Source organism: Sphingomonas hominis (assembly GCF_013328205.1).
Taxonomy (GTDB): Bacteria; Pseudomonadota; Alphaproteobacteria; order Sphingomonadales; family Sphingomonadaceae; genus Sphingomonas; species Sphingomonas hominis.
This window is the reverse complement of the sequence record NZ_JABULH010000001.1, coordinates 698,176-714,857: the sequence shown is the minus strand read 5'-3', so window position 1 is coordinate 714,857 and position 16,682 is coordinate 698,176. Positions and strand designations below refer to the sequence as shown.

Below are 16,682 nucleotides of genomic sequence, written 5' to 3'. Positions count from 1 at the left end.
TTAACCAAGTGAAGCCCTCCGACGGGAGGGCTTTTCTGGGAGAATATCATGCTCGCGTTCATTTTCGCGCTGATCACCGGGCCGTTCCTGAAGCCCTGGTAACAACAGCGGGTTCGAGCGTTTCCGCGGCTTGGCAACGAGTTACGGTTCGCTCGAACCACTTTCTTGCCGTCTGTTTGGTTCAACACGAAAAACAACCGGACCGTTGTTGCTATGCCGCGCTGCGAACCTTCGTCGGCGCCTGATTAGCGAACTCCATCGAGTCTGTTACCGATCCGAAGCGGAGTGCCATTACGTCGAGCGCGTAATTCTGGTTGAGCCGCCACGGCCGCCGATCACCCTGCTGCGGCAAATGGTCGAGCGCGCGCTGTATATATCCTGACGAGAAATCCGCGAACGGTTGCGGTGCGATCGGATCGCTGCCGATCCGCGGCGTCGCCTGCCGCACGCCCTTTCGCCGCATCGCGTTGAGCACCCGGCATACGTAGCGCGCGACCAGATCGGCCTTCAGCGTCCACGACGCATTGGTGTAGCCGAATGTGAACGCGAGGTTCGGCACGTCGGAGAACATCATCCCCTTATATTGCAGCGAGTCGGCGAGCCTGACGGGCGCTCCGTCGATGCTGAACGTCGCCCCGCCCATCAGCGCGAGTTCCAGCCCCGTCGCGGTGACGACAATATCGGCTTCGATCTCCCTACCCGACGACAGCTTGATACCCTGCTCGGTGAAGGTCTCGATCGTATCGGTCACCACCGACGCGTCGCCGCGCTTGATCGTGTCAAACAGGTCCGCGTCGGGCACCAGGCACAATCGCTGATCCCATGGATTGTAGCGCGGGGTGAAATGCGTCGCGACGTCATACTCGGCGCCGAGATGCTCGCGCACCATGCCGAGCAGCCGCTGCTTGGTTCGCTCGGGCCGCTTGCGTGCGAGATTGAAGAATAACATGCCGAACAGCACGTTCTTCCAGCGTGTGACGCCGTACGCGGCCTTGGCGGGCAGCAGTGCGCGGATACGGTTTGCCAGCTGGTCCTCGGCCGGTCGCGACACGACATAGGTGGGCGAGCGTTGCAGCATCGTCACATGTGCCGCCTGCTTGGCCATCTCCGGCACCAGCGTCACCGCAGTCGCGCCGCTGCCGATCACGACGACCTTCTTGCCGCTGTAATCCAGGTCATCGGGCCAGAATTGCGGATGCACGATGCGACCGCCGAACCGCTCGGTCCCGGCGAACGCCGGGCTGTGCCCCTTGGCGTAATCATAATAGCCTGAGCACATGTAAAGGAAGTTGCACCGCAACTGCCGCCGCTCCCCACCATGCTCGATCTCGAGCGTCCAGGCGGCATCCTCGGTCGACCAGGCTGCGCTCTTCACCCGGTGGTCGAAGCGGATGTGGCGGTCGATGCCACTCTCGCGCGCCGTGTCCTCGATATATTCGCGGATCGACGCACCATCGGCGATCGCCTTCGCCTTGGTCCACGGCCGAAAGTCATAGCCGAGCGTGTGCATGTCCGAGTCGGAACGGATACCGGGGTAGCGGAACAGATCCCACGTTCCCCCGATCGCGTCCCGCGCCTCAAGGATCGCGAAGCTGCGATCCCGGCAGTTCTTCTGCAGATGGTGGGCCGCGCCGATCCCCGACAAACCGGCCCCCACGATGATCACGTCGAACTGCTCGGTCATGGCCGGTTCCTCTTCCTTCGGCCAGCTTACACCTATGTCAGTAGCAATGAAAGACCGATCGGTCAGAAGTCGCGCGAATAGCGTAGCTGCACGTTCGACCCACCGAATGACCCCGCCTGCGACAGCACGCTGATCGCCCGCGTCAATGCGATCGTCAGCTGCGTCGCGGTGAAGCCGCGCGCGTCAGTGACGATCTCGATGTAGATGTCGTCGGTCAGATACTTGCCCGCCGCCAGGGACGTGCCGCGCCCGGTCGCCTCGTCGGCGCCCAGCACGCGCAACCGGTCGAATCCGGTCGCCGAGCGCAGCTTGCCGAGCGGGTTGAGCCCGCCGCCACTCGACCCGCGCAACGAGTTGAGCGCGGACGCGAGCTGGATCGCCTCGGTCGCTGACAGGTTCGCCGGGTTGGTGCCGAACAACAGCCGGCTCAGCACCTCGTCCTGCGGCAATGCCGGGGTTGAGGTAAAGGCGATCTGCGGCCGCTGCCCGGTGCCGGTGATCGCGATGTTGAACGTCACACCGTTCTTGGTCGTGGTCGCCAGGATGTCGATGTCCGGATCGGTCAACGCACCGCCGCGGAAGCGAATTCGACCACGTGATACCTCGAAGCGGTTGCCCGAGAAGGAATAGGTACCGCGCACGATGTCGAGCCCACCCGCGATCGTCGGCGCCGCCGAGGTGCCGCCGATCCGCATGTCGGCCTCCCACTCGCTCTCCAGCCCCATGCCGGAGACGAACAACTGGTTGTCGGCGTGGACTCGCAGGTCGAGCTTGAACAAGCCAACCGATGGCACCGCCGGGCGATCGGTCGGGCGCACCACGCGGATGTCGCTCTTGCGGCGCACCCCGGTCAACTCGGGCACTTCGGCGGCACCCTGACGGATGATCTGATAACGTGCCTCGGGGATGCTGACATCACCGCTGATCAGGCCGCCGTTCGCGCCGTTCTGCACGCGCACGGTGCCCGTCGCGGTCGCGCCGAGTGCGTCCGACTTGGCGAGCCGCGCATTATTAAGCCGCGCGGTGATGTCGATCGGATAGCCCTGCGCTGCCGCGAGACCGATCTGCCCCTGCGCCTGCACGGTGCCGTCGCCGGCGCGCGCCGTCATATCGGTCAATTCGAGCCGGTCGTTATTGAAGCGCGCGGCGATCCGCATCTGCGACAGCCGCGTACCATAGGTTTCGTTGTCGTAGGTCAGATTGTCGGCGCGGATCAGCCCGTTGACGCGCGGCGCCGACACGGTGCCGCCGAAATCAGCCGCGACCGCGATCGGCCCCGACAATTGCTGCTCGGCGAGCCCGGCGAAGCTGAACAGCACGCCCGACGGACCGTTGTAGCGGATGCCACCGGACAGCGGTCCCTGCATCAACCGCGTCGACCAACTACCGCTGCCCGCAGGGGTGAGTCGCATAACCAACCGGCCGACCGTAGTGCCGCCGCGCTTGATCAGCGCGCGCCCTTCTCCCGCCGCCGCGTCGAGCCGACCCTGGAACACGATGTCGACCGGTTCGGACACTGCCGCCAGGCTGGAGCGGGTGAAATTAGCGACGTTCAGCCGCACGTCCGCCTCCGGCACTGCGCTCGCTGAGCGCTGGACGTAATCGACGCTGCCGGTCGCCTGCCCGCCGAGTCCGACGTTCGGCACGAAGGCGTTGGCGATCGCGAGGTCGAGCCGGTCGAGCCGCACCTGCGCGCTGGTCGCACCGCCGCCGTAGCGACCGGCAAGACGCATGCTGCCTTGCGCGAAGTCGATGCGGGTCGGCTGGAGTTCGTAGCCGCCGCGGCTCGCGATCACGCGCGCCGGATTGACGGTGCGGAACGCAATGCCGTTCGCCTGCCCCTGCAACGCGGCAAGATACTCGCTCGGCGACAGCTTGGCATTGACCGCCAAGCGGAACGGCACGCTGTTCGATCCCGTCAGCAGCGCCTGCGCGGTGCCGCGCCCACCGGTGTAGTTCACCTTGACGCGACCCGCCTGGATCACGGTGGGGCCGTAGCGCAGGTCCGCGACCTGCGCGTCAGCGATGACCGATGGCGTGTCGTACAACACGACGGTGCCGTTGATGATCGCGCGGCCGATCGTGAAGTCGGTCGCACCCGGGATCGTCGCGGCATAAGCACGCGCGTTGATGCTGGCGCGCTGATACCGCCCCTGCGCACCCAGGTTGGCGAGCCCGGTCAGCCCCGATCCGGCGAAGCGCACTTGCCCTGCGAACGGTCCGGCGGCGGTCTGCACCACGCGCCCGGCGAAATTGATGCCCGCGAACACCACGCGGCGGATATCGACCGCAAGGCTGTTGCCCGGCGTGACCAGCACGTCGGCGGTGAACGGCCCGTAATTGGTGCCGCCGGTCGCATTGACCTGATATGCGCCGCCGCGCCCGACGATACGCGCGTCGAGGTTGGCGAGCCCGACGCCGACACCCGGCCGCGGCGCGCGCAGCCGCACGACCGGCGCCACCGTGCTACCTGTCACCCGGGCGTAAAGCGGGCCGTATTGCGTCGAATAGGCGTCCGCGTCGACCAGCAACCCACCGCGCGGATCGTAGCGTCCCTGTCCGCGCGTGACGCGGAACTGCGGCGCGTTCATGCGCAGGTCGGTGAAGGTGACGACCCCGTCGGGCGAGTAGCCGAAGCGCGTGCTGGCGACCGCGTTGCCGCCCAGGAAGTTGCGCACGCCGTCGTTGAACAATTGCTTGGTGCGCAGCGCGACGCGCCCGCTAATCCCAAACCCGCCGTTCGGCCCCGGCACCAGCTTCGCGTCGGTGGTCAGGTCGATGATGCCGACGCTCTCGACGCGGAAGTTGTTGACGCGACCCTTCAGCGCACCGGTGTAGCGCCCGGTTGCGACGTTCGCGGCGATCACCGCGGTCGCGTCGATGCTGTCGGATCGGATGCGGAGGTTGTCCGACAGGACGTTGGGCATCGCGATGGCGAGGTCGCCGTCAATCCGCGCATTGGTGGTGAGCCCACCCAGCGCCGGGTTGAGCCCGGTCACGCGCCGCGCACGCGCGTGGAGCGGCACCAGGATGCGGTCGGCGTTCACCCGCGCCAGCCCTTCGGCGTAGACGTTCTCGACGTTGGTTTCCGCGAAGCCGAGCGAGGTCGCGCGCACCTTATAGTCGACGGTCGGTGTCTTGAACGCACCGTTCAGCACCACGCGCGCGAGCACGTCGCGCCCGCGAAGGTTGGGCGCGATCGCACCGGGGGTCAGCAGCGCCGCATCAACCGCGAAATTGCCGAACTGCGACCGGGCAAGGTCGATGATACCGCCAGCATCCACCGACAGCGCGTCGGACGTCAGTTTGACCCGCGTGTCCGCACGACGCTCGGCGAGCCGCGTATCGATCGCGACGCGCAGTCCCGGCGCGGTCAGTCGCTCGACCGGTCCTTCGAGGTAGAGGCCCGGCCGCGTCAGGCCGTTGACCTGGAACCGTCCGTCATTCGCCTGCAGCGACAGTTCGGCCAGCGTCCCGCCACCGAGCTGCGCCAGCAACCGCCCGCGCCAATCCTTCCAACTGCCGCGACCATCGATCGTCGCGTTGAGCGGCGCCTTCAATCCGGCGATCTGCGCGACCGCACCGCCGACGGGTGCCGCGATCCGCGCCTGGATGTCGAGCTTGTTGTCGTCGGGCACCGCGTCGATCTTGACGCGCGCGGTGTCGCCGCCCGCCACGCCCGGCGCGCGCAGCGCCACGGCGTCGACCGTCAGTTGCGCGCGGCGGTCGGCGATGTGCGCCTGCCCATCGAAGCGCGCGACGTGGCGCCGCCCCGACACCGGCGGCTCCATCACGAACCGCGCGACCTGCAAGCGTCCGATATCGATGTTGATATCGGGCAGGATCGGCGCGTTCGCGTCCTCGGGCTTGGGCGGCACCTCCTTGAGCTCGGGATTGCGACGCAGCGTGATCAACTGGCTCGACGCGCGGCGCACGTCGATATGGTTGTTGAGGTAATCGAACGGCCGCCAGTCGACGTCGAGCCGCGGCGATTGCAGGAACGTGCCCTTGGGATCGTTGACGCGCACGTCGACCAGCGACATCTGGCCGTAGAGCGATCCCTCGATCCGCCCGACGCGGATGTTGAGCCCCGCCTCGGTGGTATAATCGCCGATCCGGTCGGCGACGAAGCGGCGACCCGGATCGGTGTTGATGCCGAACACAATCGCGAGCAGCAGTAGCAGGATGGCGAGCAGCGCGATCCCGATCCACTTGAGCACGCGCTGCCACAACGGACGCTTGACGATGGTCACTTCGCTAGCCGGGAGCGTGTCGTCAGCCATCAGAACGCCTGCCCGATCGAGATATAGAGCGCGACCTTGCCGTCACCCTCACGCGGGTTGAGCGGCGTCGCGATGTCGACGCGCATCGGCCCGAAATTGGTGTAGAAGCGTCCGCCGATGCCCGCGCCGTAGCGCAGGTTTCCGCCCTTCGGGAACGTCCCCTCGTACGCGTTGCCCGCGTCGAAGAACGGCACGATGCCGAAATCGCCGAAGCGATAACGCGCCTCGACCGCGAATTCGTTGATGCTACGCCCGCCGACCGGATTGCCTTCCGGATCGAACGGCCCGAGCCGCTGATAACCGTAGCCGCGCACCGACCCGCCGCCACCGCCGTAATAGCGCCTGGACGGCGCCAGATCGTCGCGGTCGATGCCGAAGATCGCGCCGGCACGCGCGCGGCCGGCGATCACCAAACTGTCGTTGACCGGGTAATAGCCCGTCGCCTCGATCATCGTGCGCGCGTACGGCCGCACCCCGTCGGACACCGCCCCTTCGGGACTGACGTTGAGCTTCAGGCGGTAACCCTTGGTCGGGTTGAGCAGGTCGTTCGACTTGTCGAACAGCACCTGCCCCGGCAGCGCGACGATGCCGTAATTGCGCCGACGTCGCCCGCCCGCCTCGAAATCATAGGTCTGCTCGTTGGTGCCGACCAGTTCGAACCCGAACGCGTAGGTCAGCGGCTTCTGCCAGATCGGTGTCGAATCGTAGCTGATCCGTCCCGATACCGTCGCGGTTACCGCGTTGAACGCGTCGTAATCCTGCCGCAGCACGCTGCCGAGCAGGCTGACCGTCCGATCGCGCTTGCCCGCGTTCGCGCGGCGGAAGGTGACCGACGCGCCCTGCTGCTGCGTGCCGCCGACGCCCGTCACGATCAACGCGCCTTCGGGCGGGAACAGGTTGCGGTGCGTGAACGCCGCCTCGACCTTGACGCCCTCACCGGTGCCGTAACCGGCACTACCCGACAGCGAGCGGAACGGCCCCTTGCTCTGGCGCACCAGCAGATCGACCTGCTCGGTGCCATCAGGTCCCGGCTGCCCGGTGCGCACCGGCTCGACCGAGATGTTGGAAAACAGCCCCGTCGCCACCAATGCCTGGCGTAGGTCGTCGGTCAGGCGGATGTCGTAGAGTTGTCCCGGCTCGAAGCGCGGAAAGACGTTCAGATGCTCGACCGAGAAGACCGGATCGCCCTCGGTGCGCAACTGCCCGAACGACGAGCGCGGCCCAGTGTCGACCGGCAGCGTGTACGCACCCTTCCAGGTCGCATCGTCGAGCAGGATGTCGCGTTCGCCCACCTTGACGAAGGGGTAACCCTGTTGCGGCAGCTTGAGGCTGACGTTCGCCTCCGCACCCTGGATACGCGCCGCCTCGATCGGATCGCCGGCCTTGAGCGGCAGCTCGCGCTGCACCAGCCCGGCCGGCACCGTTTCGCCCGTCTGGAGCTCGATCGAACCGAGTGTGTAGATCTTGCCCGGCGTCGCGCTGACGATCGCGCGCAGCTTGGCATTGGTGCCCGCAGCCGGCTGCTCCAGCGTCGACACCGCGGTGCCGTCATAATAGCCGAGCGACTTCATCAGCCGCACCGCCAGCGCCTCGTCCTCACGCGCGCGCGCCGACACTTGCGTCGCGTTGGCCGCCTTGCCCCCGCCTTCCTTCAGCGCCGACAGCGCGTTAAACTCATCGGTCAGCTTGAGCGGATCGAGCCCGCGCACCTCGGTATCGTAGGCGATCTGCGGCGCATCGCGGTCGACGGTGTCCGCGGCGGTCTGCAACGGCACGGTGTTGAACGTCGACAAGGGTTCGAGCGGCGCGGCCAGTTGCGGGTCGACCGGCGCGGGCGCCGGCAGCGTGCCAGGCGTGATCGGCGCCTGCGCGGCCGATTGCGCCACCGGAGCGACCGGCGCGCTGGACGTGACAGCCTTGGCTGGGCGCTGCGCTGGCGTCACGTCGAGCGGCATCGGCTCCAGCGGAGCATTGATGTCGTTGCTGAGCGGCGGCAGCGCGCTGTTGAACTCCGCCTCGGGCACGATCTGCGCGTCACCCTCAGGGTCGGTCGCAGCCGAACCGGAGGCGGACGCCTGCACCGCATCCTTTGGCGCATCGGGGCCGCGTGCCGGCGCGGTGCCCGGCTGGTTCATCTGCGCGAGCGCGGGCGACGCCGTCAGCGCGAGCGCGGACGTGGCCACCAGCAATGTGATACGAAACGATAAACCCACGCACTCGCCCCTTTACGCGAGATGCCGGCTGTACCGTTACACCTCCGTTCGATCAGCAACGCTCCTACGCTCGATGGGTTGCCCGATCCTTTACCTACATTTCAAGCGCCGAGGTTGGCATCCGCCGTGCGCCGTGCCTAAAGACTGACGAAAGACATGCGGGAGAGCACATGAACTTCGAGCTGGACGAAGACCATCGCATGATCGCCGACCTGGTGCGGCGCTTCGTCGAGGACGAGCTGGTGCCGCTGGAGGCAGGCGTGCTCGACCGCGCGATCGCGGGCGAGGAGGTGCAACTCACCGCGGAGGAAACGGAGCGGGTCAACGCGGTGTCGCGCGAACTGGGCCTGTGGGGGCTCGACGCGCCCGAGGATGTCGGCGGACACGATCTGCCAGCGGTCGCGATGGTCGGCGTCAACGAGGCGATGGGCCGCACGATCGTGCCCTACACGCTGCCGCCCGACTCGCCCAATCTGCGGATGCTCGCCGCCACCGTCGACGACCGCCAGCGCGAGGCGTATCTCGCGCCGTACGTACGGGGCGAGACGATCAGCGCGATCGGCATTTCCGAGCCCGGCGCGGGCGCCGACCCCGCTGGCATGAAGACCTACGCGGTGCGTGACGGCGGCGACTGGATCATCAACGGCCGCAAGATCTGGATCACCAAGGCAAACCGCGCCGACTTCACCATCCTGATGGCGGTCACCGACCGCGAGAAAGGCGCGCGCGGGGGCATCAGCGCGTTCCTGGTCGACGGCGACGCGCCCGGCTTCGAGGTCGTGCGGCCGATCCCCGTCATCGGCGGCGAGACGCTGTACGAGGTCGTGCTCGAGGATTGCCGCGTGCCTTCGTGGAAACTGCTGGGTACCGAGGGTCAGGGCTTCGCGCCGATGCAGCTCCGCCTCGCCACGCGGCGCGCGGAAATGGCGGCGAACGCGATCGGCATGGCGCAGCGCGCGCTCGACATGATGATCGACTACGCCCCGCAGCGAACCACCTTCGGCAAGCCGTTGTCAGAACGACAGACGGTGCAGAACTGGGTATCCGACGCCGCGATCAAGCTGCACGCCGCGCGGCTGATGACCTACGATTGCGCGTGGAAGCTCGACCAGGGCCGCGACACGCGCACCGAAGTGTCGATGATCAAGAGCTTCGCGCTCGAAACCGCGTGGGAGGTGCTCGACCACGCGATGCAGTGCTTCGGCGCGATGGGCATGACGCGCGAGATGCCGCTGCAGCAAATGGCGGCGCGCATCCGCCTGATGCGGATCTACGACGGACCGACCGAGATCCACAATTGGGTCGTCGCCCGCAACCTGCTGGGAACTAGAGCATGAGAGAGCATATCGCGGTCACCACCGCCGACCATGTCGCCACCGTCATCATCGATCGCCCGCCCTACAACCACGTCAATGCCGTGCTGGTGAACGCGCTTGCCGACGTGTTCGAGGAACTCGGCCGCGACGACGACGTCCGCGCGATCGTGCTCGCGACCGCGGGCAAGGTGTTCTGCGGCGGCGCCGACCTGACCGGCGACAAACCACTGGCCGACGAGAGCGGCGAGAGCGAGACGCCCGCGCTCTACCGCGGCGCCTACCGCCTGTTCGCGTCGAAAAAGCCCGTCGTAGTCGCGGTGCAAGGCGCGGCGGTGGGCGCCGGGCTCGGCTTGGCGCTCGTCGCCGACTTCCGCGTCGCCGCACCCGAGGCGCGCTTCTCCGCCAATTTCGTGACGCTCGGCTTCCACGCCGGCTTCGGCATCACCGCCACCCTGCCCCGCGTCGTCGGCGAGCAGAACGCGTCGCTGATGCTGCTGACCGGTCGCCGCGTGAAGGCAGAGGAGGCGCTGCATTACGGGCTGGTTGACGAGATCGCGCCGCTCGACGACCTGCGTGCCGCGGCGGAGCGGCTAGCGGGTGAGATCGCCGCCAACGCCCCACTCGCGGTCGAGGCGACGCGTGCCACGCTGCGCGGTGACTTGGCCGAGGCGGTACGCACCCGTACCGAGCACGAGCGCGCCGAGCAGGACCGGCTGATGCAGACCGCCGATTTTCGCGAAGGCATCAAGGCAGTGGGCGAGCGCCGCGCCGGACGCTTCATCCGAGGGTGAGGAGAAAATAACCGCGACCGTTGCGAAACATTTGCGACAAAGCGGGTATAAGCGCATCTGGGACAGACAGGCTGTCTTTGCACGGCATCTCAGCTTCGCGGGTGAAAGATTGATCAAGCGTGACGTAGGGCGGCGCCGCCGCCTGCTGCTCGGCATGGCCGCGGCGCCCGCCATGCTGGCGCTGGCGGCGTGTGGCGGCGGTGCGGGCGGCGAGCAGGAGAAGGGCAAGGGCGGCGGTGCCGGTGGGCGTGGCGGCGGTGGTCCGGCGCAGGTCGGCTACGTCGTGGTGCAACCGACCTCGGTGCCGCTGGTCAGCGAACTCGCCGCGCGCGTGGTCGCCTTCCAGAGCTCGGAGGTGCGCCCGCAGGTGTCGGGCGTGATCCAGCGTCGTTTCTTCACCGAAGGCTCGATCGTCCGCCGCGGCCAACCGCTCTACCAGATCGACCCCTCGCTCTATCGCGCATCCGCCAACGAAGCGCAGGCCAGCGTCGCCAACGCACAGGCGACCGCAGAGGCCGCGCGCATCCGCGCCGAGCGCTACCGTCCGCTCGCCCAGATCGAGGCGATCAGCAAGCAGGACTATACCGACGCAGTCGCGACACAGCGTCAGGCGCAGGCGCAGATCGCGCTCAACCGAGCGCAGCTCGACACCGCGCGCATCAACCTTCGCTTCACCACCGTGCCCGCGCCGATCACGGGACGGATCGGACGCTCGCTGTTCACCGTTGGAGCCTTGGTCAGCGCGACGCAGACCGATCCGCTGACCACGATCCAGCAGCTCGACCCGATCTTCGTCGACATCCAGCAATCGGCCGCCGAGCTGCTGAGCTTGCGCCGCGCGCTCGCCAGCGGCGGCTCGGTGCCGGCGCGCGCCGACGTGCGGCTGAAGCTGGAGGACGGCAGCGACTATGGCCTGGTCGGCAGCGTCGAGTTCGCCGAGGTGGTGGTCGACCAGTCGACCGGCACCGTGACGCTGCGCGCGCGCTTCCCCAATCCCAAGGGGCTGCTGCTGCCCGGCATGTTCGTGCGCGCGCAGTTCAGCCAGTCGATCGACCAGAACGCCTTCCTCGTCCCGCAACAAGCCGTCTCGCGCGATCCGAAGGGGAATGCGACCGTGTGGATGGTGGGCGCAAACAACAAGGCGGTCCAGCGCGAGGTCACGGCCGAGCGCACGCAGGGCGCCTATTGGGTCGTCACCGGCGGGCTCAAGAACGGCGACCGCATCATCACGCAGGGCACCGGCACGCTGAAACCCAATGCCGCGATCCGCCCCGTTCCCGCCAACACGCCGCAACGCGTCGCACCGCCGCCGCGCAAGGACGGTGACGCGGGCGCGGGCGGCGACACCACCGGGCGCGGGTCCGGCGGCCAGAGCAAGGCCAGCTGAGTGCTGTCACGCATTTTCATCGATCGCCCGATCTTCGCCTGGGTGCTCGCCATCATCGTGATGATGGGCGGCGTCGGCGCGATCCTTGGCCTGCCGATCGCGCAATATCCGGATGTCGCACCGCCGCAGGTATCAATCCGCGCCACCTTCCCGGGCGCCAATGCGCAAACGCTGCAGAATTCGGTCACGCAGGTGATCGAGCAGCAGCTGACCGGCATCGACGGTTTGCTGTATTTCAGCTCATCCTCCTCCTCGCGCGGCTCGGTGACGATCACCGTAACGTTCGAGAAGGGCACCGACCCCGACATCGCGCAGGTTCAGGTCCAGAACCAAGTGCAGCAGGGCGTCGCCCGCCTGCCGCAGCAGGTCCAGCAGCAGGGCCTGGTCGTCCGCAAGTCCAACCCGGACAATCTCCTGATCGCCGGCGTCTTCGACGTCAGCGACAAGATGACCAACCAGGACGTGTCCGATTACCTGGTGTCGAACCTGCAGGACCCGCTCGGTCGCGTGCAGGGTGTGGGCGACACCAACGTGTTCGGCGCGCAATATGCCATGCGCATCTGGCTCGATCCCGCGCGGCTGGCATCGTACCAATTGATGCCCGGTGACGTCGTCACCGCCATCACCAACCAGAACACCGAGGTCGCAGCGGGCGAGGTCGGCGGACAACCGATGCCGTCGTCGCAGATGCTCAACGCCACCGTCACCGCGCAATCGCGGCTCCAGACGCCCGAGCAGTTCCGCAACATCATCCTGAAGACGCTGACCAACGGCGCAACCGTGCGGCTGGCCGACGTCGGCCGCATCGAGCTGGGTGGTGAGAGCTACGCCGCGTTCAGCCGCGTCAACCGCCATCCGGGCGCCGGCATCGCGGTGCTGCTGGCGCCGGGTGCCGACGCGCTGGAAACCGCCGAACTGGTCAAGGCCGAGATCGCGCGCGTCGCCAAGACCTTCCCGCCTAACCTGCGCATCGCCTACGCCAACGACACCACCGACTTCATCAAATTGTCGATCGAGGAGGTCATCAAGACGCTGGTCGAGGCGATCATCCTCGTCGTCATCGTCATGTTCGTGTTTCTGCAAAGCTGGCGCGCGACGCTGATCCCGACGATCGCGGTGCCCGTCGTGCTGCTCGGCACCTTTGCGGTTTTCTACCTCGCCGGCTTCTCGATCAACACGTTGACGCTGTTCGGGCTGGTGCTCGCGATCGGCCTGCTGGTCGACGACGCGATCGTGGTGGTCGAGAATGTCGAACGGTTGATGGAGGAAGATCCCAACCTGTCCCCGCGCGACGCGACGATCCAGTCGATGAACGAGATCACCGTCGCGCTGGTGGCGATCGCGCTGGTGCTGTCCGCGGTGTTCCTGCCGATGGCGTTCTTCGGCGGTTCGACCGGCGTCATCTATCGCCAGTTCTCGCTCACCGTCATCTCGGCCATGATCCTGTCTGTGCTGGTGGCGGTGGTGCTCAGCCCCGCGCTCACCTCGACGCTGCTCAAGGCCAAGCACGACGAGGACGGCAACCTGAAGCAAACCTGGCTCGGCCGCCGCGCGCCCTGGGTCGCGAACAAGCTGGAAGCGGCGAAGAACTGGTTCAACGACTCGTTCGACCGCATGGTGAAGCGCTACACCAACGCAGTCGAGCGCGTGATCGACCATCGCTGGATCTTCGTGCTGATCTATTGCGGAATACTGGCGCTGCTCGCGTTCCTGTTCCTGCGGCTGCCGACCGGCTTCCTGCCGACCGAGGATCAGGGCGGCGCGATCGTGCAGTTCCGCCTGCCCGCCGGCGCGACGCGCGGCCGCACCGAGGCGGTGCAGCAAGAGGTGGAGCAATATTTCGCCCGCAACGAAGGCGCCAACCTCAAGACAATCTTCACGGTCGCCGGCGGTGGTGGCGGCGGCGTCAGCGGGCAGAACACCGGTCAGGGCTTCATCGCCTTCACCGACTGGGCCAATCGTGAGGGCAAGGAAAACAGCGCCGACGCCATCGTGGCGCGCGCCTCGTCCGCGCTGCGCGGGCTGCGCGACGCGCAGGTGTTCGCCCTCGTGCCGCCTGCCATCCGCGGCCTCGGTGCGTCCGAAGGCTTCACCATGGAGCTGCAGAACACCAGCGGCATGAGCCAGGAGAAGTTCAACGCCGCGCGCGACGAGCTGCTGGCGAAGGCGAACGCCGATCCGCAATTGTCCGGTGTGCGCCTGACCGAGCTGCCCGACATCGGCACGCTGCGCGTCGACGCCGATCAGCAGAAGCTTGCCGCGCTCGGGCTCAGCCAGGCCGACGTCAACACCACGCTGTCAACCGCCTGGGGCGGCCGCTACGTCAACGACTTCATCGATCGCGGGCGCGTGAAGCGCGTCTACGTCCAGGGCGACGCGCCCTACCGTGCCGAGCCCGAGGACCTGTACAAATGGTTCGTGCGCAACAACGCCGGGACCATGGTGCCTTTCTCCTCCTTCGCCAGCCTCGGCTGGTCGCAGGCACCGACGACCTTGTCGCGCTTCAACGGCATTCAGAGTTATGAATTCCAGGGCCAGGGTGCCGAGGGGATCAGCTCGGGTGAAGCGATGGAGCGGATCGCGCAGCTCGCGGGCGAGATCCCGGGCACCAGCATCGCCTGGGCCGGTATCTCGTTCCAGGAACGGCTGTCCTCCGGCCAGGCGCCGCTGCTGTACGGCCTGTCGATCGTCGTCGTCTTCCTGTGCCTCGCGGCCTTGTACGAGAGTTGGACGATCCCGATCGCGGTGCTGCTGATCATCCCGCTTGGGCTGATCGGCGCGGTCGTCGCGGTCAGCCTGCGCGGGCTGACCAACGACGTCTACCTGCAGATCGGGCTGCTGACGACGATGGGGCTGGCGGCGAAGAACGCGATCCTCATGATCGAGTTCGCCGAACAGGCCGAGCGCAAGGGTGCGCGCATCATCGACGCCGCACTCGAATCGGCGCGGCTGCGCTTGCGCCCGATCCTGATGACCAGCCTGGCGTTCATCTTTGGCGTGCTGCCGCTGGCGATCTCGACTGGTGCAGGTGCGAACAGTCGGATCGCGATCGGCACCGCGGTGATCGGCGGCATGATCACCGCCACCGTGCTGGCGATCTTCTACATCCCGCTGTTCTTCGTGCTGGTGCGGCGCGGCACGCGCGACGGGATCAAGGGCCTGCGCCGCGGTGCCGACCCGAGCGATCCTGGGCACGACGGCAAGGACGGCGACCATCCCAAGGGTGGCGACGACCCCAAGGGCGGGCCGCCGACCCCGCCGCAATTGCCCGCACCCCCGCACACCCCCGCCCTTCCCGCACCGGACCCCGCCTGATGCCCGCTTCCCGCACGGTCGTCGTGCTGCTCGCTGCCAGCGCGCTGGCCGGCTGCTCGCTCACGCCCAAATACGTCCGCCCGCTGCCGCCGGTCCCGCCATCGTGGCCGGTCGGCGACGCCTATCTGCGGCAGACCGAGGCACCGCTGCCCAGCGTCAGCTACCGCGACATCTTCCGCGACGCACGATTGCAGCGGATCATCGACCAGGCGCTGGTCAACAACCGCGACCTGCGCGTGGCGGTCGCGAATATCGAGGCGACGCGCGCGCAATATCGTATCCAGCGCGCCGACCTGCTGCCGCAGCTCGATGCAACGGCCTCATACAGCTACCGGCGCACAGGCAGCTCGGGTGTGGCGACCGGCGTGCCGATCGGCACCGGCGGCAACGGTACGGGTAACGCAAGCACCGGTAACGGCGGGGTCGGCAATGGTGGCGTAGGGAACGGCGGCACCGGAGCGGGCGTCGGCAATGGTGGCACCGGCGGCGCGAACAACGGTGGTGCCGGCAGCGGCGGCACCGGAGGCACCACCAACTTCTCGTCGAACCGCAGCACGTTCAGCACGCAGCTCGGCGTCACCGCGTTCGAGATCGACCTGTTCGGGCGCGTACGCTCGCTGACCAACGCCGCGCTCAACCGCTACTTCGGCCAGGAGGCGGCGGCGCGTGCGACGCGGCTGACGCTGGTCGCCGACATCGCCAACGCCTGGGTCACCTATGGCTCCGACGCCAGCCTGCTCAAGATCGCGGAGGATACGGCGGCGAGCGCGCGCCGCAGCGTCCAACTCACCCGTGCGCGGCTGGCCGGCGGCGTGTCGCCGCGCAGCGACGTGCGCCAGGCCGAGCAGGTGCTGGAAACCGCACTCGCCGACCTCGCGCAGCAGCGCACCTTGCTGGCGCAGGACGTTAATGCGCTGCAACGGCTGGTCGGCTCGCCAGTCGATGCGTCACTGCTGCCCGCGTCGATCGACGACGCATCCCGCAGCCTGGGCGAACTGCCCGCCGGCCTGGACTCGGGCATCCTGCTGCGTCGCCCCGACGTGGTGCAGGCCGAATACGAATTGCGCGCGACCAATGCCGAAATCGGTGCGGCGCGTGCGCAATTGTTCCCGCGCGTCGCGCTCACCGCCGTCGTCGGTTTCGCCAGCACCGCGCTGCGCACGTTGTTTACCGGCGGGGCGTTCAACTATTCGGTCGCGCCCAACGTCAGCTACCCCATCTTCCGCGCCGGTGCCGGCCGCGCCGGCGTCGCCTTCTCGCAGGCGCAGCGCGACGCTGCGCTCGCCACGTACGAGGGCACGATCCAGACGGCGTTCCAGGAAGTGTCCGACGCGCTCGCGCGACGCGGCACGATCACCGATCAGCTATCGGCCAACCAGCGCTTCCTCAACGCCGCCGCCGACACGCTGCAACTCGCCAACGCGCGTTACCAGGGCGGCATCGACACCTACCTGACCAGCCTCGATGCGCAGCGTTCGCTTTACACCGCGCAGCGTACGGTCGTGCAGACGCAATTGGTGCGCGCGTCGAACCTGGTGACGCTTTACCAGACGCTGGGCGGCGACTCACAACTCGAGACTACGGCGCAAGGGCCGGTAACGCCGACAAGCACAAGCGCCCAACCAGCCGGCTAATCACTGTTTGCGCCCGGCCGAAGGGTGATCAGGGTTAGGCGGATTAGCTTCTAAGCAAG

General features: G+C 67.4%; 8 protein-coding genes. 5 read left to right on the top strand and 3 right to left on the bottom strand.

From position 1 onward, the window contains the following. Positions 1-211: 211 nt before the first annotated feature. The 3 genes from HRV97_RS03625 to HRV97_RS03615 all read right to left on the bottom strand — a co-directional run bounded on the left by HRV97_RS03625 (position 212) and on the right by HRV97_RS03615 (position 8,102). Positions 212-1,684: a flavin-containing monooxygenase gene (locus tag HRV97_RS03625; RefSeq protein ID WP_174192291.1), complete on the bottom strand. Its 1,473-nt coding sequence runs from the start codon at positions 1,682-1,684 to the stop codon at positions 212-214. A gap of 62 nt (positions 1,685-1,746) precedes the next feature. Further along, on the bottom strand, positions 1,747-5,967 hold the full coding sequence (locus HRV97_RS03620; RefSeq protein ID WP_174192290.1) for a translocation/assembly module TamB domain-containing protein: 4,221 nt from the start codon (positions 5,965-5,967) through the stop codon (positions 1,747-1,749). Beyond that, positions 5,967-8,102 carry a BamA/TamA family outer membrane protein gene (locus HRV97_RS03615; protein ID WP_174192697.1) on the bottom strand — a complete coding sequence of 712 codons (2,136 nt, stop codon included), beginning with the start codon at positions 8,100-8,102 and terminating at the stop codon, positions 5,967-5,969. The genes HRV97_RS03620 and HRV97_RS03615 overlap by 1 nt, the downstream gene beginning before the upstream one ends. Before the next feature lie 248 nt (positions 8,103-8,350). Here HRV97_RS03615 and HRV97_RS03610 point away from each other — a divergent pair, with 248 nt between their 5' ends. The 5 genes from HRV97_RS03610 (at position 8,351) to HRV97_RS03590 (ending at position 16,623) form a co-directional block, all read left to right on the top strand. Further along, on the top strand, positions 8,351-9,517 hold the full coding sequence (locus tag HRV97_RS03610) for an acyl-CoA dehydrogenase family protein (RefSeq protein WP_174192289.1): 1,167 nt from the start codon (positions 8,351-8,353) through the stop codon (positions 9,515-9,517). Continuing rightward, positions 9,514-10,287 (top strand): enoyl-CoA hydratase/isomerase family protein, encoded by a 774-nt coding sequence (locus tag HRV97_RS03605; protein WP_174192288.1) that lies wholly within the window; start codon positions 9,514-9,516, stop codon positions 10,285-10,287. Before HRV97_RS03610 ends, HRV97_RS03605 begins: the two co-directional genes overlap by 4 nt. A gap of 154 nt (positions 10,288-10,441) precedes the next feature. Further along, entirely contained in the window at positions 10,442-11,674 is a 1,233-nt protein-coding gene (locus HRV97_RS03600) for an efflux RND transporter periplasmic adaptor subunit (protein ID WP_174192695.1), read from the top strand. Then, positions 11,675-14,989 carry an efflux RND transporter permease subunit gene (locus HRV97_RS03595; RefSeq protein WP_174192287.1) on the top strand — a complete coding sequence of 1,105 codons (3,315 nt, stop codon included), beginning with the start codon at positions 11,675-11,677 and terminating at the stop codon, positions 14,987-14,989. It begins immediately after the preceding gene. Further along, positions 14,989-16,623 carry an efflux transporter outer membrane subunit gene (locus HRV97_RS03590; RefSeq protein WP_174192286.1) on the top strand — a complete coding sequence of 545 codons (1,635 nt, stop codon included), beginning with the start codon at positions 14,989-14,991 and terminating at the stop codon, positions 16,621-16,623. Before HRV97_RS03595 ends, HRV97_RS03590 begins: the two co-directional genes overlap by 1 nt. The last annotated feature ends 59 nt before the right edge of the window (positions 16,624-16,682 follow it).